Source organism: Micromonospora sp. DT4 (assembly GCF_049841675.1).
Lineage (GTDB): Bacteria > Actinomycetota > Actinomycetes > Mycobacteriales > Micromonosporaceae > Micromonospora.
The window spans coordinates 1-19,920 of sequence record NZ_JBNCKT010000017.1 but is presented as its reverse complement, the minus strand read 5'-3'; the positions used below and the strand labels follow the sequence as shown (position 1 = coordinate 19,920).

Genomic DNA, 19,920 nt, shown 5'->3' with positions numbered 1-19,920 from the left:
CGCACGTTATAGCGGCAGGAGGAAGAACCTTGACCAGCAGCGAGGACAGCGGCATGGCCATCCGGTACCGGGTCGTCCTTAACGACGAGGAGCAGTACTCGATCTGGCCGGAAGGCCAGGACTGCCCGGCGGGATGGCGGTACGAGGGAACGAGCGGCAGTAAGGAGGCTTGCCTCGCGCACATCGACTCGGTGTGGACCGACATCACCCCACTGAGCGTCCGGCGCGCGCGGCAAGGCAACCACCGGTGACGGAGTTGTCGCGTCCGGCCGGGCCTGATCCCGCAAGCCCACTGCCCGACGCAACGGTGGTGGACCGGCTGCGGGCCTCCTACGCCGTGCACGAGTCACGGACGGCGCTACGGGACGACGAGCGTGCGCTGACGTACGCCGAACTCGGGGCTCAGGTCCGGGCGGCGGCGTCCGCACTACGGGCTCTGGGGGTGGCCCGCGGCGAGCGGGTTGCCGTCACTCCCACCCGCTCGATCGACCAGGTCGTCTGCACGCTGGCCGCACTCGACGCCGGGGCCACGGTCGTGGTGGCCGATCTGACCCAGGCCGATCGTGGCGCCTGGGTCATGTCGGCGGCCCAGCCGAAGGTCGTCCTCGCCGCCGATTCGGCGCTGACCGCGATTCCCCGCGCGGAACCGTTCGGTGCGCTGATCAACCGGCCGGCGTTGAGCGACGACCGACCGAGGAGCGCACCGGGATCGCGAGATCTCGCCTACGTCCTGCCCACTTCGGGCACGACGGGACGACCCAAGCTCGTCGCGATGCCGCACGCCCCGCTGGCGCACCGGATCGCGTGGGCCCAGGACGCCTATCCGTTGGACGGTGAGGACGTGGTGTTGCACGCCGGGTCGTTGGCGTTCGACTTCTCGCTGTGGGAGATCCTGGCACCCCTGTGCTCCGGGGCCACGGTCGCCGTCGCTCCGGAGCACGCGGAGGCCGAGCCCGTCGAACTCGCCGCCTTCATCGCGTCCACCGGGACGACCGTGGCGCATTTCGTACCGTCGCTGCTCGCTGAGTTCCTCACCCGGACGGGCGGGCACGCACTTGCGGGTCTGCGCGTGCTGCTGCTCGGTGGCGAACGGCTGACGTCAAATCTGGCACGACGCGTGCGGGCGGTCACCGGCGCCCGCTTGTACAACCAGTACGGACCCACCGAGGCGTGCATCGACGTCTTCTCCCACGAGCTGACCCCGGAGGACCTCGCGGCAGGTGGCGTGCCGATCGGCCGACCGGTCGCCGGCGTCACGGCGGCGGTAGCCGACGAGGACGGCCGGCCCGTACGCGACGGCGAGCCCGGCCTGCTGCGCATCACGGGTACGTGCCTGGCCTGGGGCTATCTGGGCGCCGGCGCGAGCACCGCGGCGGCGTTCCGGCCCGCGGCCGGCGGCGCGCCTGGCCAACGGTGGTACGAGACCGGGGACCGTGTCGTGCGCCGACCGGATGGGGTCTTCGAGTTCCTGGGCCGGCTCGACCGGCAGCTGAAAATTCGGGGGGTTCGGATCGAGCTGGCGGAGATCGAGGAGGTGCTCGCAGGCCACCCAGCCGTGGCGCACGCAGTGGTGGTGGCGGTTCGGTGCCCGGACGGGACGGGGTCTGATCTGGTAGCCCACGTCGTCGCCGATGACGGCCTCACGACCACGGAGCTGCGATCCCGCCTCCTCGACCGTCTGGTGCCCGCGGCGGTTCCGGCACACTACCTCCTGCGCTCCCACCTACCGATGCTGCCGAACGGCAAGACCGACCGCGAGGCGCTGGTCGCCGAGGGGCTGCCGCAGCAGCGTGACCCGGTCACCGACGAGGGACTGAGCACCGAGACAGAGCGACGCCTCGCCGTGCTGTTCGGTGAACTACTCGGCACGGGACAGATCCACCGGGCGACGGACTTCTTCAGGTCGGGTGGCCACTCGCTGCTCGCGATGCGGCTGATCGCACGGGTACGCAAGCAACTCGGATCACCGGTGTCGGCGCGCGCGATCTTCGACCACCCTACGCTCGCGCAGTTCGCTGCCTACGTCGACCGCACCAACGCCGTGACGAACGGGATGGACCATGGATGATCTGCGATCAGGGGACGTCAACGAGGTCGGCTCGGGTGCCACCGGCACGGTCCTGGTATGCGACTACGTCGGTCGGCGGACGGAAGCTCCGATCTCCTCGCTCGGTCTGGAGGCGTACGGCTTCACCGTCCATTACCTCCTCAGCTCCCCATTCCCGCGGGAGCTGACCGCTGCCGCGTACACCGATGAGTTGCTTCGCCGGCATGGCCCCTTCGACGGCGACGTACGAGCGGTGCTGGCGTACTGCATGGCAGCTCCGATCGGCCAGGAGGTGGCCGCAGCCGTCAGCTCCGCCGACTCCCGCGTGCCGCTCGTGCTCTTCGACGGGGAACCGGCAACTGCCTCGTCGGTTCAGCAGCAATACCTGCTCGCCGCCGACAAGATGGGTGAATTGCTGTCCCTCGACCACGCGGACCGCACCCCGTCGGCGATCAAGCCGGCGATGCTGTCCGACCGGCCACAGGAGGTCCTCCGGCACATCCAGGAAGGCCTGCTCGAACTGGGTGACCGGGCGATCCGACGCGGCGACCTGGACGCCCAGGTCATTCGCGTCGAAGCCGCTATGTTGGCGAGCTACTACGTGGACTGGTTGAGTCATCTGATCGCCGCGTACAACGCCTCGTGGTCGTCGTGGGACGGCCCGGCCGTCCAAATCGTGTCCCGCGAGCACGCCTGTGCCGACGAGTGGCCAGGGGCGAGCAGCACCGATGTCATCCGTGTCCCGACCACCCGTCAGGAGCTGCTGCGCCACCCCGATGTCGCGCCGATCGTCCTGTCGATCCTGAACAAGGAGCGCAGCCGTGCATGACGTCTCCACCTGGGGTGACAGCACCGACCGGTTCGCGGTGGTGCGCTCCGTCGAGGGCCGCCTGAGCATCTGGCCGGTGGATCGGCCAGTGCCGACGGGCTGGCGCCGGACCGAGTACGAAGGCGGTCACGACGCGTGCCTGGACGCCGTGGACGGTCTCACCGACAGCCCGGACGGTCCCGAGTGCGCCGACGCGGCGGCCTGCCCCCACGACAGGATCCTTGACGTTGTCGCCGATGCCGTCCGACGACACGGAGACCGTGCAGCGGTGCGTGATGCCCATCGCTGCCTGACCTACCAGGAACTGGATCGCGAGTCCACGCGCGTCGCCGCCGGCCTTCGATCGAGTGGGGTCCAGCCCGAGGGCAGGGTCGCGATCTACCTGCCCCGGGGAACGGACGTGTTCGTGGTGATGGTGGGCATCCTGAAGGCCGGGGCGGCCTACGTCCCGATCGACACCCGGTACCCGGACGTCCGTCGGGACCTGATGATCCGAAACAGCGGCGCGGGCCTGGTCATCACCACCGCGCAACTGCGGAAAGGGCTGACCGCCCTGGGCGTCACCGCGCTGACCGTCGGCGAACTGCACGAGGCGACCGGTGAGCTGCCGGCCGTCAGTGCCGTGACCGGATGTCAGATGGCCTGTGTGCTCTTCACATCGGGCTCATCGGGGGTGCCCAAGGCCATCGTGCTGGAGCAGCGCAACCTCGCATACTTCGCCCGTAACGAGGCGCTGCCGGCCCTGACCCCCGCAGACCGGGTCGGCCACGTGTCGAGCCTGTCGTTCGACGCGTTCACTTTCGAGGCTTGGTGCACGCTCGCCAGCGGCGCGGAGATCGTCGTGTTACCGACGATGCCCGACCTGGTAGGCAGCGACCTGCAACGCGAACTCCGCCGGCACCGCGTCACGGCCATGCTTGTCCCCACCATGGCCGTGAACCACATCGTGCAGGAGGACCGGGAGGCCTTCGCGGGTCTGCGGATCCTCTGCACCGGTGGCGACGTGATCCTGCCGGCAGTCTGCCGCGAGCTACTCAAGAGTTCCTTCGAAGGCACCTTCTACAACCTGTACGGCCCGACCGAGGGCACCACCGCCTGCACGATGTACCAGGTGACGTCGGTGGACGCCGAACAGGCCGCGATACCGATCGGGTCCGTCCTGGCCGGCGCGCGGGTCTACCTGCTGGATCGGGACCGTCTGCCGGTGCCCGATGGTCAGGTGGGTGAGCTGTTCATCGGCGGGGCGGGGGTGGCGCGCGGCTACCTCGGCCAACGGGGCATGACGGCGTCCCGGTTCTTGCCCGATCCGTTCGCTGCCGACGGCAGCAGGATGTACGCCACAGGGGATCTGGCCCGGCGCGGTGAAGACGGCCTGCTGGAGTTCCTGGGCAGGGTGGACGACCAGGTCAAGATCCGCGGTTACCGGGTCGAACCCCGGGAGATCGAGCGGACCCTCATCCGCTTCCCGGGCATTCGGGACGTGGCCGTGGTGGTCAGCGGCGAGGGTGACAGCAAGCACCTGGTCGCCCTGGTGGTCGGTGACGACCTGCCCCTACGTGAGCTGCGGGCTTACGCGCTCAAGGTACTGCCGGACTACATGGTTCCGAGCGCATTCACCATCGCCGCCGCGATACCCGCGAACGACCACGGCAAGCGCGACACCGCGGTGCTACTGAGCATGGCGCGGGACGAGATTCGTCGGCGACGTGACGCCCTGCGACCGCGCGACGCCCTCGAACGCTACCTGGCCGAGTTGTGGGAGGAGGTGCTCGGCGTCGAGCAGGTGGGCGTCCAGGACGACTTCTTCTCGCTCGGCGGCAATTCGCTGCTCGCCTTCCGGCTGCGTCGACGCGTCAGCACGGACCTCCGCACCATGGTCACCATGGAGGAGATCCTCGGCGTGACGGTACTCGCCGACCTGGCGCAGATGCTTCGGACCAGAAAGGATGCCCTGCTCCCATGATGCCCGACCTCATCGATTTGACCGACGTGGACGTGTTTGCCCGGGGTGAGCACCACCCGATGCTCCACCGGTTGCGGGAGACCGACCCGGTGCACTGGCACCCGCTCCCCCAAGGTTCGGGCTTCTGGGCGCTGACCCGGCACACCGACGTCACGGCGGCGTACCTCGATCATGGGGCGTTCCTGTCCTCCGGCGGTGCCATGATCGGCGGTTCCTACCGCAACGACGCCGACAGCGCGGCCGGGCGGATGCTGGTCTCCTCGGATCCCCCACGGCACCGGCTGCTCCGCCAACACATGCATCGCGCGTTCTCACCGGCCGCCGTGGATCGGATCGCCCAGCGGGTCACCGCCCTCGTCGACGACGCCCTCGACACGGCGCTTGCCGACAGTGGTTGTGACTTCGCTACGCAGATCGGCCCTCAACTGCCGGCTGGTGCGCTGATGGGAATGATGGACATCGGGCACGTTGATGCCCTCGCGCTGATCGACATGACCCGGCGGATGATCGGCTTCCGCGACTCCTCCTACGTCGAGCTCTCCGGTGACGAGCGGTTACGGTTGGCCACCATCCAGGCGGAGATCTTCGAGTTCTTCTACGACCTACTGCTGGCCCGACGCACGCACCCCGGTTCCGACCTGATCAGTGAGCTGGCGGCGTTGACAATAAACGGTCGTGGCCTGCCCGAGGAGGACATTCTCTACAACTGCCTGAACGTCGCGGTTGGCGGTAACGAGACGACTTCACACACGGCGTCATCCGGCATGGTCGCGCTGGCCGACCATCCGGATCAGCTCGCTCGCCTCCGTGACGACCACCGACTGCTCGACACCGCTGTCAATGAAATCCTGCGCTGGAGTTCGACCAACGCCTACGTGCAGCGGATCGCCGCGCGCAACATTGAGGTGGCGGGCAGACAGATCCAGCGGGGCGACTCGGTGACGCTGTGGAACGTGGCGGCCAACCGTGACCCGGAACAGTTTGCGGACCCCGATCGATTCGACGTGGGACGCACCCCCAACCGGCACCTGTCGTACGGAAGCGGCATCCACCGCTGCATCGGGGCGGCCCTCGCCCATGTGGAGCTGACGATTCTGTTCAAACGGCTCATCGAACGTGGGGTCCGCTGGGAGCTGGCCGGTGAGGTTCGGCGGGTGCGATCCAACTTCATCCTCGGCATCAGCAGCCTGCCCATCCGCCTGACGGCACCCTGAGGGTCCGGTCCGAGCGTTGGCAGACGGCGTCCATGTTGGCGGAGGTTCCCGATGGCCGCGCCACGTCAAGGGCCCGATCGTGACGCCCACCGGCACGACCCAGAGCGGTCGCCGCTCCGCACGAGGCGGCGACCGCTGAGGAACTCTCCCATCAGGTCGGCGAACTGACCCGCCGCCCGCCCAGCCGGATCAGCGGTCGTGCCGCTTGACCGCCATGATCAGGCCGGTGGCCCAGCCCACCTCCACGCAGACAAGGTCGGGGTGGTTGGTCACGGTCTCCCGGACCTCGGCGGTCTTCTCCGCGTGCAGGGTGTCGCGGAATTTCTCCGGCGTCATGTCGTCGAGCAGCAGTATCCCGCTCGGGCGGATCGCGGCGATCGTCTCCTCCAGGGCCTCCCACTTCCCGCCGGGCGAATCGGCGAAGATCAAATCGTAGCCGCCGTGTGTGCGGACGAAGTCGGCCCCGTCCGCGACGACGATCTTCACCCAGGATGGCCAGGCCAGCTCCCCGGCCAGCCGGGCGACGCCCTCGTCGAACTCGACGGTGGTCAGCTCGACATCCTCGCGACCACGCAGCCCGTGAACCATCCATCCGGTGGCGATGCCGGTCCCGGTTCCCAGCTCCAGGATCCGCCCGTGGGCGGGCACCGCCGCGGCCAACGCCGCGACGAAGGCGCCGGTCTCCGGCGCGCTGGGCAGCGGGAAACCCGTACGGGTGGCCAGGTCGGTCGCCTGTCGGGTCAGTTCGGGCAGCTGAGTGTGCATACGTACCTCCGATGAGCGAGTATCAGTGAGCGGCGGCGGGCACCGGATGGGGCACCCGCGACGTGACGACGGCTCCAGCGGCCATCAGAGCCCGGCCGACGACGACAGGGCGGTTGCGTCCGGCCAGAGCTCCGGCCAGCGGCGTAACCGCTCGAAGGTGGCCGCTACCCGCAGCAAGGTGTCGTCCTGCCGCCAACCGGCGGTGAGCTGCACGCCGACCGGCAGCCCGGCGGAGGTGAATCCTGCCGGCATGCTGATGCTCGGATGGCCGGTCAGGTTGAACGGATAGACGGTCCGGCCAGCCTGCAGTGGGTGGTCGTCGTTCGGGCCGAGCCCCAGCGGGGCGGTGACCGGCCACCCGGCGACCGTGCAGGTCGGGGTGACGAAGATGTCGAAATCAGCGAAGAACCGGTTGATCCGGTGGAACAGCGCGGTACGCGCCCGACTGGCCGCACCCAGGTCGGCCAGGCTCAGCCGCCGGCCTCGCTCGATCATCCGGACCAGCGCGTCCGGCGTCGCCGGGTGCAGCGGGATCTCCGGGGGGTAGCGCATGGCGTAGGAACCGTCCCACAGGATCCGCTGGATCTTGGGGGCATCGTGCCACTCAGGCTCCCGTTGGACGACCTCACAGTTCAGAGCCGTGCCGAGTTCCTTGACCGCCTGCGCGACAAGCCCGACAACCTCCGCGTCGGGGGTGGTGCCCTGCGGTGCCGCGCACCACGCCATGCGCAGTCGGCGCGCCTCCGGCGCGGGCAACTCGGTCAGCGGTGACAGCGCCTGCTCGTCCGACCACGAGTGCGGATCACGTTGGTCGGCACCCTGCACGACGGCGGTGAACAGCGCCGCATCGGCCACCGTGCGCGCCAGGGGCCCGATGTGCACCCGGGACAGCGAGAAGGGATCCGAGACCGGGTACGCCGGCACCCGCCCGTAGGAGGGCTTGTATCCGACGACGCCGCAGAGCGCGGCGGGTAGGCGGATGGAACCGGCTCCGTCGCTGCCCAACGCGAGCGGCCCCATGCCGGCCGCGACGGCGGCGGCAGCTCCGCTGCTGGAACCACCCGCGCCGTGGCTCAGCTGCCACGGGTTACGGGTCATCCGGCCGTCGCTCGCCATCGACGAGTAGCTGCAACCCTGCTCGGGGGAGAGCGTCTTGCCGACGATCAACGCACCGGCCTGCCGCAGGCGGCTGACCACCAGATCGTCCTCCTGATCGGGGCATCCGGGTGATTGCGGCCCCCCGTACGTCGTGTGCATGCCTCGTACGGGATGCAGATCCTTGATGCTGACCGGGACGCCGCACAGGGGACCGGCCGTCCCCTCGGCGTACCGCCGATCGGCCAGATCCGCCGCGGCACGGATACCCGCGGGATCGACCTCGACGAAGGCGCCAACCGCCCCATCGACGGCAGCGATCCTCGCCAGGACCGCCTCGGCCACGGCGGTGGCCGAGGTCGCGCCGTCGCGCAACGCGCTCGTCGTCTCGGCGGCGGACCAGGACCAGAGGGGTCCGTCCGGCCGCACTGTCGCTCCCCCGGTCACTGGTCATCCCCGACGGCACCGCTGCCGGACCGACGAGCCTGCGGCAGCGCCGGTGTACGCGCGCCCACCGCCCGTGGCTTGTCGGAGAGCACCGAAACCCAGGGAACTTCCGCGTTCCTGATCACCATCATGCGAGAATGCCTCTCATGCGTATCGCGGTCCTCTGTGGGGGAGAGAGCAGTGAGCGGGACGTCTCGAGGGTGTCGGGATGGGCGTCCGCTCGGGCGTTGACCGAGCGCCAGCACGAGGTCTGGGTGATCGATCCTTCGGCGGAGGAGCCGATCCTCGCCCGCTCACTTCGGGATCCTGCCTCGGTCCCGCAGATCGAGGTGCCCCGCACGCCACCGTCGAACGCTGACCAGCCCACACTTCGACGCCGCACCTTCGCCACGCTGACCAACGGCGCGGTGCTGGACCTCTTGCGGGACGTCGACGTCACCTTCCTCGCCATGCACGGCGGCTGGGGCGAGGACGGCCACCTTCAGGCGCTGCTGGAGATGGCCGGGGTTCGCTTCACCGGCGCCGGCAGCTCGGTCTGCGCCGCAGCCTGGCGTAAGGACCACACCTCTCTGATCCTCCGCGACGCCGGTGTGCCGGTCGCCGAACAGGTTCGCTACCGACCGGCTCACGAGGATCTGCCCGTCGCCGCCAAGCGCCTCATCGAAGCCGGTCCGGTCGTGGTGAAGCCGACGGCCGACGGCTCCAGCGTCAGCGTGCGGATGGTGAACCAGCTCAGCGATCTGGTACCCGCTCACGCCGCCGAGGACGACCTCGTCATCGAGCCTTTCCTGCCGGGACGAGAGTTCACCGTGAGCGTGGTCGGTGGCCTCGTCCTGCCGGTCGCCGAGATCGAACTGAGATCGGCGCTCTTCGACTACGAGGCCAAGTATCAGCCTGGCCTGGCCCAGGAGGTCTGCCCTGCCGCGATCGACCGAGGCCTCGCCCACACCCTGCAGGACCTCGCCGTTCGGGCACACGGCGCCCTCGGCTTCGGCCAGGACGGTTACTGCCGAGTCGACTTCCGCTGCGACGCCGAGGGGTCGCCCATGTGCCTGGAGGTGAACGCCCTGCCAGGGCTGACGCCGAACAGCCTGCTGCCGCTGGCCGCGCGTGCGTCCGGGATCACCTTCCCCGACCTCGTGGAGCGGCTGGTCGGGCTCGCGTTGCGGTGAGCCCACGAGCGGGCTGGACCGGACGCGGCCAGCCCGGCCCGCGACGACCTTGCAGACAGCCGACGCGGTGAGACTGCCTCGACGTACGGCGCGGCGGTCCCCGCCACGTACGGCAGGCGCTCGGCCGCCCACGAGGTCCCGGTCCGTCACGATCCTGCCCCGAGGTGAATTCGTGCTGACGCCGAATCGGTGGGGCCCGACGGCAGGGCGGCCGGCTCACACAGGCTCACCGCGAGCATCGCTGCCTTCATCCACATGCCGTGCCCGACCTGTGGCAGATACTGCGCCACCGACAGCCGGTCGACGTCCACGTCGATCTCGTCGGTGCGCGGCCCGGGATGCAGAATCACCGGCGGTCGCGCCAAGCCTGCGATTTTGCCGGCATCGATGCGAAAACGGTCCGGGGTCGAGTCGTCCACCGATCCGGCATCCTGTCGCGCCAACTGGTGGTTCGGATGCCGGGTGCCGATCGTCTCGACCAGGTCGCAGCCCGCGAGTAAATCCCGGGCATCGTCCACCTGCGACCAGCGGACGGCGTGCTGAGCGAACGCCTCCCGGGTGTCCTGCGGGACCTCGGTGCCCGGGGCGGGCAGGAAGACCACCTCGGCCGGCGCCAGCTTCGCCAGCACCAGACTGATCGAGTGCAGGGACCGGATGTGCGGATTACCGAGCAGTCCGATCCGGGCACCCTCGACGCCACCCAGGGCCTGGTGCATGGCCCACACGTCACCAAGCGCCTGCGACGGATGCTCGTTGTAGCCATCACCGGCGTTGATCACCGGCACCGGCGACACCGCCGCGGCTCGGGCCGCCGCGCCCGACTCGAAGTGACGTAGCACCACGGCGTCTGCCACCCAGCCCAGGTTGCACACCACGTCCTCGAGCGTCTCCTGGTAGAAGTCGCCCGCGCGGGTGGTCCGCGCCTCGGCAAACCCGGTCACGGTGGCGCCCAGCCGCAGCGCGCCGGCCTCGAAGGCCATCCGGGTCCGGGTGCTGGGCTGGTAGAAGGCGGTGGCCACAACCCGACCCTCCAGCAGCAGTGAGCGTTCCTTGTGGTCCAGCGACCGCAGCCGGGAGGCGAGTGCGAACAGGTTCCCGATCTCCGTCGCGTCGAGGCCCCGCACGCTGATGAAGTGCTGCCGTCCGGTTCTCAACATCGTTTCGTCCTCTCCTCTGCCGGCCGTGTCGTCCCGACCGGCGGCTGCACCGTCTCCTCGTCACCCGACCCGTCGGCGTTCACCCGTGGTGACGGCCAGCGCACCCCGAAGGGGGTTCAGCGAGCCAGCGCATCCCTGGTCTCCGCGGTCCATCGGGACGAGACGTCGTGCGCCGAGTAGTACTTCAGCACCGCGTCCTGCACCGCGTCGTACAGCTCGACGATGCTGCGCGCGACCTTGGTGAGCTGCGCGTAGCGCCGGTGATCGATCACCGGGAACTGCGCGAAGACCTCCAGCGGAAACGAGCCGTGCCCCAACTCCACGTCCAGGTTGGCGTGCCAACGGAACCGCTCCACCGTCGGCGCGGGCGCGTCGTAGTGGCGCTCCATGCCGAGGTAGACGTCGTCGGCCTCGGTGACATTGGCGTCCAGCGGGCTGCCCTCGTCCCGCATCAGGGCCACCGCATACCGCAGCACGTCGCTCTGCGCCCACCAGTTGTAGCTGCTCAGCATGCCCGCCGTCGGTGCCAGCGGCACTGCGGCGTCGATCCCGTCAGCGGGCAACCAGTGAGCCAGCGCCTCGCGCAGCATGTCACCGTGGGCGTGTTCTTCCTCGTAGAACTCCATGAACAGGTCGCGTACCGCCTTGGTCGGCGAGTTGGCCACGGCCAGCGCGATCTCGGTCGGGGCGTTGGAGACCTGGTGGCAGATCTCCAACAGGAAACCCTTCGCCGCCGCCACGGGTGCCGAGCCCTTGGCGATCTCGATCTCGAGGTCGCTGGCCGGACGCCGATCCGCCGGTTGATCGAAGCTGCGCCACTGCCACAGCTGACCCTCCAGACGCCAGTACGCCTCGGTCCCGCTGATCCCCTCACCACGGACGATCTCGGCGCCGTCGAGCAGCAGTGGCGTCTCGGCCAGCCGCCCCACGAGGTCGCCCACCGAGGCGGTGTCGAGGCCGGTCGTGCGTGCAATCTGCTCCACCGAGGTCCGGCCGTTCATCAACTCGACGGCCTGCCGTACCCCGGGCTCGGCCGACACGTCGAAGGAATAGGCGCGGCCGCGGTAGGTCAGCCGCAGGCGCTCAGCCCGGTCGTCGACCGCGCAGGCAGGCTTCAGGTACGGGTGACTCGTCATCTCTGCTCTCCTTCTTGAGTACGGCGGACCATCGACGGGCCGCCGCGAGGTATTCGGGACCGAGCGCCGGCCCGGGCATCGGTGCACGCCGGATGCCGACGCGGGCCAACGCCGACCGCAGGCTCGGATCGATCGGACGGGACGTCGCGTCCAGCACGGCGTCGAGTTCGGCTCTGTTGGCGACGCCGACGCACACCGCCGCGGCCCGCGACTCGGACAGCACCCACGGCAGCGCGACCTCGGCCGGGGCGACGCCGTGTCGACCGAGCAGCTCACTCAGGCGCAGCGCCGCCTCCGCCAGCAACGGGTCGTTCCCGCGTTCAGCCGCCGCCAGGGCCGCCAGGTCGAACAACCGGCCCTGGTGGAACGGGGCAGCGAGCAGCACCTCCCCCAGATCATCGGTCAGCAGGCACTCGGCGTCACGCCAGAGCAGGTCGTACTGCTTGGCCACCAGCACCGAGCTCGCGCCCAACTGGCGGGCGGCCCGGCCCAGCGCCGCCGCGTGGTTGCCGGAGAGCCCGGGACGGAAACCGAGCTCGTTCGCGAGCTCCCGCAGCCGGCACCAGGCCGGCACCGACGCGTCGGGCGGCATCGGCTCGACGGCCCCGGCCGGCGCTCCGGTCCGCCACCAGCAGGCCCAGTCGGCCTCGTGCAACAGCACCCGCTGCGGCACCACACCGAGCCGCTCCACGGAACGGCCCACCGCGTCGGCGAGTTTTGCCGCGTCACGATGGTCGTCCGGATCGGCGAAGTAACCGATCTTCGTGTTCACCGCAGCCACCGGCCCGACCCGTCGCAGCCAGGCGCCGACAAGGGTCTCGACGTGTCCGAAGCCGTACATCGATGCGGTGTCCACGGCCGCCCCCCCGGCTTCGACGAAGGTGTCGAGAAGCCGGAAAGCCTCGGTCGGCGGCAGGAGGGCGAACGGCAGAGTGCCGAGCACCAGGCGGTGCGGGCCGGTCATTCCGCGTCGGCTTCGACGAACTCGCGTACCCGCAGCACCGCCTCACGGTTCTGAGCGTCGTCGAGCCCGATGAACAGCCGGACGTGGCCACGTCCCGTCGCGCCGGCGGCCTCGCCGGGCACGCAGAGCAGGTGCCGCTCCCGGACGAGCCGCATCGCCACCGATGAACCTTCCTCCTGCGCGATGCGGGGAAACACGTACACCCCGCCCTCCGGCATCACGCAGCTCACGCCGGGCAAGGCGTCCAGATTCGCGCTGAGGTCCGCCGCCTTGGCCTCGTACTCCCCGCGCGCGTTCTTCAGGTACGGCCGGACGTCGTCGCGGAGCATCTCGGCGGCCATCACCATCGACGGGCTCGCGCTGTACATGTACGTGTACAGCCCGAACCGCTTGATGGCGTCGACCGTCTCCGGGTCCGCGCAGATGTAGCCCAACCGAATGCCGGTGAGTGCGAAGCTCTTGGAGAAGCTGAACAGGGAGATGGCCTCCGGCACCACCGATCGGGCGCTCACGTGCTGGTGCGGGCCGTAGACGAAGGTCTCGTACTCCTCGTCCACGACGAGCCGCGCTCGGGCTGCCCCGCAGACGTCGCCGATTTCGCGCAGCTCGGCCGCGGTGAGCACCGAGCCGGTCGGGTTCAGCGGCGTGTTGAGCAGCACCGCCGCGGTACGGGAGGTGACGGCTCCGCGCAGGGCGTCCAGGTCGATCCTGTCGTGCGCACCTTCTCGGACTGTCGGCACGATCCGGACCTCGGCTCCGGCCGCCTGGGCAATTCGTGGGTAGTGCTCCCAGCAGGGGTCGATCAGGACGACCTCTCGTCGATCCGGACCGATCAGCACCGACAGCGCCGAGAAGAGAGCCTGGGCGCCGCCCGGCAGGGCGATGATCTCCGACAGGTCTACGGAGAGGTCGTTCACCTCGCTCAGCTTGCGCTGGATGCCCGCGAGCAGCGGAACGGTCCCGCGGAACGGGGTGTACTTGGTGACCGCTTCGACGGACGCCGATGACAGCGCGGAGAGCGCCGCCGGCGGCGGAGCGAAACGGGGCTCTCCGCCGGCCATCGGTAGGACATCCGTCCAGCCGGCGGCCGCAGCCTCCTCCGCGATCGAGGCAACGGCAGACAGCGGCAGGTCGGGGCGTAGATTCAGCTTCGACACGGTGATCCTCGCAGTCAGGCGCTCGGGCGGATGACGCGCTTCATGTAGCTGCAGGGGCCGAGCAGCCGGCCCGGTTCGGCTGCCTCTCGCAGCGAAAGCGTCTCGGACACCACCCTGTCGAACGGGATGTCGTCGCGCCCCAGCAGCCGCAGGGCCTTCAGGTACGCGGCGGGCGGGGCCAGCACGGAGCCCACCACCTCGAGGTCCTTCCGGCAGATCACGGAGGGGTCGACCGGGGCGGAGCCAGTGGAGATGAAGTTGCCCAGTTCGACGACCCGACCGCCGGCCCGGGCCAGGTCAAGCGCGTGTACGAAGAGTTCGGCGCTGCCGCCGCACTCGACCACGACGTCGAAGCCCAGGCCGCCGACGCTGTTACGGACGGCTTCGGTGACCCACTCATCCCCGCTGACCAGCTGGACATCGAGGTTGAGGCGCTCGCGGGCGTAGTCGGCGCGCCACTGGTTCGACTCGAAGACCAGGACGTCCGCCCCGGCCGCCTTGAGCACCAACGCCACCGCGGTGCCGACCGGGCCAGCACCGAGGACCGCGGCCCCACCGGCGACAACGGTCCCCATTCCCAGGTCGGGACGGCCCTGACCGAGGGCACGTTCGGTGGCCCGGACCGCTATGGAGGTCAGCTCCGACAGCGCCGCGCGCTGCCACGGCATTCCCTCGGGTACGCGGGCGACGAAGACGTCATCGACCAGCTCAATGTGGGTGGCGTAGCCACCGACGGCGAACTTGCCGTCGGAGCGCCAGGTGGAGAACCCGTGAACCACCCGCTGCGGGCACAGGTGCTCGTGGGAGCCGAACGACAGACAGACGGTGCAGCGTCCGCAGGGGATGCCGGGCACCACCGCCACCAGGTCACCCTCGGCGACACGCTCGTTACCGAGAACCGGGGTCCCGGATCCCACTCGCAGCACTCGCCCCAGGATCTCGTGGCCGAGGCTCAGCGGTGCCTTCGGCGTGCCAATCTTGGTATGCCGCATGACGTGCAGGTCGGTACCGCAGACCCCGGCCGCGACCACCTCGATTACCGTGCTGCCCGCACGGGTGTATCGGGGAGCTGTCATCAGCTCCAGCTCATTGCCATTCCATCCCAGGAACTCGGTCGTCGCCCCGGACGTCATGCCAGCACCTCCGTTGGTTCGTGTGTGGGCTCGGCGACCAGCACCTCGCGGATCACCCGGAGGCTGTCCCGCAGCTGGTCGGGTGTAATGACGCGAGGCGGCTTGACCCCGAGGGCGGTGCCGTAGGGCCGGACGTAGACGCCCCGCTTCAGGCAGTCGTCGGCCAACTGCCGTACCCGTGCCGGGTCGATGGGCCGGCCCTGTTCAAGCGGCTCCACCACCCGGATCAGGCCGACGCCACGGCTGCGGACGACACCGCCCCAGCCGTCGGCGAGTTCCTCGTCGAGCACACCGACGAGCGTCGCGAAGTGCTGCTGCTCGGCCGGATCCCGCAACAGCCGGCAGGTGGCCGCGAGCGCGGCTATCGCGGCCGGGTGCCCGCCGTTGGTGTAGTCCGCCTCGCCCCACTCGAGAGTGTCCAGACGGTCCTGGGCCGCCGTGATCGCCAGCGGGAACCCCCCGGCGACGCCCTTGGCGAGAACGAGCGCGTCCGGCGTCACCCCCCAGTGGGTGGCCAGTGTGTGTTCCGGCACCCAGCCGAAGGTCTGCGACTCGTCCAGGACGAGCGGCACACCCAGTTTCCGGGTGTGTTCCCGGACCCGACGCAGCAGCACCGGCATCGCCCGTCCGGTGCAGACTCCGCTACTGAGCATGAGTGGATCGAGCAGCACACAGGCCAACTCGTCGCGGTGGCGGTCGACCAGGTCGCAGATCGCCTGGCCGTTCTCCAGCGGACAGGCCAGCGGATCATGATCGTGCTCCGGGCAGTACGGCAGCGGGGCGAACACCACATCCTCCGTGCTGCCGTTGAGGATGTCAGCGGGCCTGGTGCCGAGGCCACGCAGGTTGATGGTCTGGCTGCTCTGGCCGAGGTAGATACCCCTCAAGGTGATCACCCGGGAGTGACCCGTGGCGCGCCGCGCCTGCTTGACCGCGCTCTCCACCGCGTCGGAGCCGTTGCACATCTTGGTGTTGAAGGCCAGCAGTTCCGCAGGGAGCAGGGAGGAGAGCTGTTCCACCGCTCGGCGGTCCTCCGGCGAGTCGAAGTCCTGGTCGAAGAAGGTGTACTCGGCCAGCCGCTCGACAACGCTGCGGTTGATCGCCGGGTGTGCCTGGCCGAACAGCAGGTTGACCGTCTGACTGCACAGGTCGACGTACTCGGTGCCGTGGACATCCCGGAACACGGCGCCGCGACCCCCCACCAGGGAGACGTGGCCGCGGCGCGGTCGGGTGTTGCGGCTGAGCCTCGGGCCGGTCATCGACCTCAGGCCCCGGCGCGGCGGAAGACCTTGGCGGCCGCATCCGCGTACTCGGTCATGACCACCACCGGGGCGCGCCCGTCGTCGAAGAGGATGCTGTTGACCAGCGCCCCGTCCGCGCCCAGGTCGACCGCGCGGTCGAGGTGCGCGAGGGAGCCGATGCCACCGTCGAGCACCATCGGGGTCGGCAGCGACGCGATCTCCTTGAACGCCTGCTCGTCCGCGATGCCGGCGCCGGAGCTGATCTTCGAGCCCATGATCCGCAGCAGCGGACAGCCGGCGTTCACCGCCGCGTGGGCCGCCGCCGGGTCGGCCGAGAGCAGCGGTAGCACGACCAGGCTCGGCTCCCAGGCCGATAGTTGCTCGGCTGCCCGGACCACCTCGAAGTCCCGGGAACCACGCAGGTCGTGCTCCAACACCTCCAGCTTGAGCACCCGCTCGCCGGTCATGTCGAACGCGATTTTCGCTACCTCCACCGCGGCCTCGGCAGAGGTACGCAGGTTGATGTTGAGCATCTTGACGTAGCCGCTGACATCCACCAGTTCGCCGAGCCGGTCGTAGCTCACTCCGTCGAAGCCATGCTCGAGCGCGTCGCGGCGCCGGTTCTCGTCCAACCGGTGAGTGTTGATCGGCAGGACGTTGGTGCCCGAGGACCTGAGCAGCCCGACCACGACATCCTCCGAGGCACGGTGGCGCTCGGTTCCGAAGCAGTGCCAGAACCGAGTCATCTCGATACCGGCAACAGTCAAGGTTTCGTGCTGCATTTCTCTTGCCTCCCGGTTCAGGAACAATGTCAATGAGGTGCGGGCCGGACAGCGACCATCCGGTTTCGGCCCTGGCGCTAATTCGATGATGGAGCCGGGAAGACGCACCTTCACTTCTCCCCGGGTGGTCCGCGGAATGATACGAACGGATCGGGCTACGGGATCAAGCTGGTCGATCAGGTGACAACCGATAATCTGACCATCGTCCACCGTCTATTTCCAGCCGGCGACATCCGCTACGCAGCGGTCCATGCCGGAAGTGAGGCAGGCCACGGCGGAGGTCCTCGCCAACGGGGACGGACGCAGTCCGCCGCCGAGTAGGCCGTCGAGGTCCGGCCCGGAGAATTCGAGATCCGGCCGGGCGGGCGGCCACCTGCACCACGGGCATCCCATGCGCGGTCAGCACGACGCGTCGAGCCAGGCAGCACGACCTTCCCGGGGCGCGACGGAGCACCAATACAAATCTGCCCACCATTACCCGTTCCTCGCTGGTCACCGGCGGGTAGCGGCGGCGCACCGATCCACGGTGGGTCGTCGCCTGATCCAGCCGGTTTACAAATCGAATGAAGTGCGGCGCGCCATGCGCCTGTCGCCGGTAGACCTGGTCGAATCCATCCAGCCAGCTATCGCAGCTAATATCAGACAACGATCAGCAGACCACTTACTGCCGGCACATCGGCCGACATCTTCGCCAGCGACTCCACGTCCCCGTGCCGCATGCACAGAATCATGGTCGATGACCGATGTCAACATCCCGTCCAGGCTCCCGCACGGCAACATGACAAATGACGAGTGGGACTGCGGGCGAGCGGGTCCACCCGCCGAGAATTCACCCTATTCCGAGGCAACGACAGAGGTTGACGGTCGCGTGGGGGAACACCGCCACGCCACGGACGGCACTGTCCGACGAGTTCGGACCTGGTTCCGAAGGGATCGAGCCGAATCGCCGACAGCTGACCGGGAGGCGCCGGCAACACCGTCGTGTCTTCCTGGATCGACGGCCCCGTCGGGGGACGGTTGACGTCTCTCGGTACCGGCCCACCCACCGGTGACGGCGGGCATCCCCACGAGGGCCGCAGGGGGCGTCATCCAACTGGTCATCCCTGCGCCGCCGCCACGGCCGGCCTGCCGCCCGACTCCTCCGGCGATCCGGCCATCGATAGGACGCTCCGTAGTGGATGGTGTCCCGCCCGGCGGGACATGCGGCTCGCCCCTTGCCCGTTTCGTCCTGCCTCGTCAGCACAGGGCAGCACCGCCGCAGTCGCCGTCTCCGACGGCCTCCGCTCCGCCTACGCGCCGTAATCGGCCTTCATCGCGCAGCCAGCGGGGGACCTCGCTTCCCTCGACAAGAGATGCTCAGATTGCTAACTTGTTGCCGAACACATTCACGGGGGAAAGTATCATGACAATCGCTGTTAGCAGCTGTCGGACGGGCTACCTACCTGCTCGGTCGTCGCGACCACCCGGCGAAGTCGCCGTCGGATGCGCGTCCACCAGACATATCGTGTCTACGGCTCGACGCCGAGCATATCTGCGGTAGGACCTCGGCTCCGCTCGCAACGGAATCGCCTCGCCTGCCAGGGCGAGGGCGCGCCATGGCCACGACAGGCAGCGCTGCCGGTTCGGCCGCCGTCGCGAGATGCCGGCAACCCGCCCCCTATGACGCGTGCGCCAGCAGTCCTCACGGTGCAGGACGCCGTCTTCCGCAGTCCGACTTTCACCATGATCCCACGCCGGCATGGCGGCCGCCGCAGTAACGCCGTCCCACAAGGGCGGAATGCCGTGGACCAGCGCACGGTGCTGTGGCGTACCGCCCAATGCTTCACCAGGCAGACGCCGCTAGTGAAGGAGTTTCCGTGACCGTAACCGACAGCCGCCCCGCAGTAGTGAGATCCCGCCGCGTCGCGACCGTCCGGCCAGGTCACGCCGAACCCACCGTGCGAAGTGGCGAGCCCGACGCCGTGATGGTGACCCGCGTGGGGCTGTCGATCCCGACAGATCTGAGCTACGACAGGTGGGAACAGGCCGGTCGTCGAGTGGCGGACGTAGCGAGTTCTTCGGCCTGGTGCCTCGGTGACTGGATCAATTACGGTCAGAGTCGGTACGCGGATCGTTATCGACAGGCTATCGACGCCGTCGGGCTCGACTACCAGACCATCCGCAATTACGCCTGGGTGGCCCGTCGTTTCGACATCTCCCGCCGACGAGCGGGCCTGAGCTTCCAACATCACGCGGAGGTCGTCGCGCTGCCGACCGAGGAACAGGACTCCTGGCTCACCAAGGCCGAGACTTTTCGCTGGTCGCGCAGCGAACTACGGGCCAGGGTCCGGGAGAGCAGGCACGGCCGGGGTTCATCGGACAAGAAGGTGCCGCTCCCGAGGATCAGTGCCGAGGCGGAACGGGTGGACCGGTGGCGCAGCGCCGCGGAGCGTTCGGACATGGCTCTCGAGGCCTGGATTCTGTCCTGCCTCGACCGTCAGGCGAACGAAGTGCTCGTGACCAGCCCGGAGTGATCCGGGCATGATCCCTACCAGCAGGTGCGGGGTGACTATGCCTGGCTGGCGTCGGTGTTCCAAGAGCGGGACGGCACGTCAGCCGGCCCGCCCCCGCCGCTCGGCAATCGCCGTAACCCCACACCATTGGAGGCGGCACGATGGGCTCGGACCTCGACGGCGACCATAGCCCCGGCTCGGCCCACGATCAGGTCCCGATCCGGCAGGAGACGGGCCGGCAGGCTCGCTCTAGGGCCTGTCTTGTGGATCATGGTTGGTGGGGTAGGAACATCACGGGTGTCCGGAGTGTTACCCGAGCGCTATGT

General features: G+C 69.1%; 16 protein-coding genes. 7 read left to right on the top strand and 9 right to left on the bottom strand.

Features of this window, described 5'->3' with window-relative positions:
- The first annotated feature begins 53 nt into the window (after window positions 1-53).
- The 5 genes from ACLQ24_RS08080 to ACLQ24_RS08060 are packed head-to-tail and all read left to right on the top strand — an operon-like array spanning window position 54 to window position 6,053.
- Window positions 54-251 (top strand): MbtH family protein, encoded by a 198-nt coding sequence (locus ACLQ24_RS08080; RefSeq protein WP_425890132.1) that lies wholly within the window; start codon window positions 54-56, stop codon window positions 249-251.
- Complete coding sequence (locus ACLQ24_RS08075; RefSeq protein ID WP_425890071.1) at window positions 248-2,068, top strand: non-ribosomal peptide synthetase; 1,821 nt, start codon at window positions 248-250, stop codon at window positions 2,066-2,068. The genes ACLQ24_RS08080 and ACLQ24_RS08075 overlap by 4 nt, the downstream gene beginning before the upstream one ends.
- Window positions 2,061-2,876, top strand: a complete 816-nt coding sequence (locus ACLQ24_RS08070) for a hypothetical protein (protein WP_425890069.1) — start codon at window positions 2,061-2,063, stop codon at window positions 2,874-2,876. Before ACLQ24_RS08075 ends, ACLQ24_RS08070 begins: the two co-directional genes overlap by 8 nt.
- Window positions 2,869-4,839, top strand: coding sequence for an amino acid adenylation domain-containing protein (locus ACLQ24_RS08065; protein WP_425890068.1), 1,971 nt, complete (start codon window positions 2,869-2,871; stop codon window positions 4,837-4,839). Before ACLQ24_RS08070 ends, ACLQ24_RS08065 begins: the two co-directional genes overlap by 8 nt.
- Window positions 4,836-6,053, top strand: a complete 1,218-nt coding sequence (locus tag ACLQ24_RS08060) for a cytochrome P450 (protein ID WP_425890067.1) — start codon at window positions 4,836-4,838, stop codon at window positions 6,051-6,053. The genes ACLQ24_RS08065 and ACLQ24_RS08060 overlap by 4 nt, the downstream gene beginning before the upstream one ends.
- Window positions 6,054-6,242: 189 nt before the next feature.
- Here the strand turns inward: ACLQ24_RS08060 and ACLQ24_RS08055 are convergent, their stop codons facing one another.
- Window positions 6,243-6,818: an O-methyltransferase gene (locus tag ACLQ24_RS08055; protein ID WP_425890065.1), complete on the bottom strand. Its 576-nt coding sequence runs from the start codon at window positions 6,816-6,818 to the stop codon at window positions 6,243-6,245.
- 84 nt (window positions 6,819-6,902) lie between these two features.
- Window positions 6,903-8,342 carry an amidase gene (locus ACLQ24_RS08050; RefSeq protein ID WP_425890064.1) on the bottom strand — a complete coding sequence of 480 codons (1,440 nt, stop codon included), beginning with the start codon at window positions 8,340-8,342 and terminating at the stop codon, window positions 6,903-6,905.
- Window positions 8,343-8,497: 155 nt separating this feature from the next.
- Between ACLQ24_RS08050 and ACLQ24_RS08045 the strand changes: the two genes are divergently transcribed.
- Window positions 8,498-9,532 (top strand): D-alanine--D-alanine ligase family protein, encoded by a 1,035-nt coding sequence (locus ACLQ24_RS08045; protein WP_425890062.1) that lies wholly within the window; start codon window positions 8,498-8,500, stop codon window positions 9,530-9,532.
- Window positions 9,533-9,678: 146 nt separating this feature from the next.
- On the opposite strand, the gene ACLQ24_RS08040 is transcribed toward ACLQ24_RS08045, so the two are convergent.
- The 7 genes from ACLQ24_RS08040 to ACLQ24_RS08010 all read right to left on the bottom strand — a co-directional run bounded on the left by ACLQ24_RS08040 (window position 9,679) and on the right by ACLQ24_RS08010 (window position 17,312).
- The gene (locus tag ACLQ24_RS08040; RefSeq protein ID WP_425890060.1) at window positions 9,679-10,689 is read right to left on the bottom strand and encodes a hypothetical protein; all 1,011 of its coding nucleotides are present in this window, start codon (window positions 10,687-10,689) and stop codon (window positions 9,679-9,681) included.
- A 116-nt stretch (window positions 10,690-10,805) separates the two neighbouring features.
- Entirely contained in the window at window positions 10,806-11,825 is a 1,020-nt protein-coding gene (locus ACLQ24_RS08035) for a hypothetical protein (protein WP_425890059.1), read from the bottom strand.
- A complete protein-coding gene (locus tag ACLQ24_RS08030) occupies window positions 11,773-12,789 on the bottom strand; it encodes an aldo/keto reductase (protein ID WP_425890058.1) in 1,017 nt (338 codons plus the stop codon). The genes ACLQ24_RS08035 and ACLQ24_RS08030 overlap by 53 nt, the downstream gene beginning before the upstream one ends.
- A complete protein-coding gene (locus ACLQ24_RS08025) occupies window positions 12,786-13,946 on the bottom strand; it encodes a pyridoxal phosphate-dependent aminotransferase (protein WP_425890056.1) in 1,161 nt (386 codons plus the stop codon). Before ACLQ24_RS08025 ends, ACLQ24_RS08030 begins: the two co-directional genes overlap by 4 nt.
- A gap of 14 nt (window positions 13,947-13,960) precedes the next feature.
- A complete protein-coding gene (locus ACLQ24_RS08020) occupies window positions 13,961-15,079 on the bottom strand; it encodes a zinc-dependent alcohol dehydrogenase (protein WP_425890054.1) in 1,119 nt (372 codons plus the stop codon).
- Window positions 15,076-16,338, bottom strand: a complete 1,263-nt coding sequence (locus ACLQ24_RS08015) for an aminotransferase class III-fold pyridoxal phosphate-dependent enzyme (protein WP_425890052.1) — start codon at window positions 16,336-16,338, stop codon at window positions 15,076-15,078. Before ACLQ24_RS08015 ends, ACLQ24_RS08020 begins: the two co-directional genes overlap by 4 nt.
- A gap of 5 nt (window positions 16,339-16,343) precedes the next feature.
- Window positions 16,344-17,312, bottom strand: coding sequence for a hypothetical protein (locus tag ACLQ24_RS08010; protein WP_425890050.1), 969 nt, complete (start codon window positions 17,310-17,312; stop codon window positions 16,344-16,346).
- 1,646 nt (window positions 17,313-18,958) lie between these two features.
- Between ACLQ24_RS08010 and ACLQ24_RS08005 the strand changes: the two genes are divergently transcribed.
- Window positions 18,959-19,615 carry an LmbU family transcriptional regulator gene (locus ACLQ24_RS08005; protein WP_425890048.1) on the top strand — a complete coding sequence of 219 codons (657 nt, stop codon included), beginning with the start codon at window positions 18,959-18,961 and terminating at the stop codon, window positions 19,613-19,615.
- Window positions 19,616-19,920: the final 305 nt, after the last annotated feature.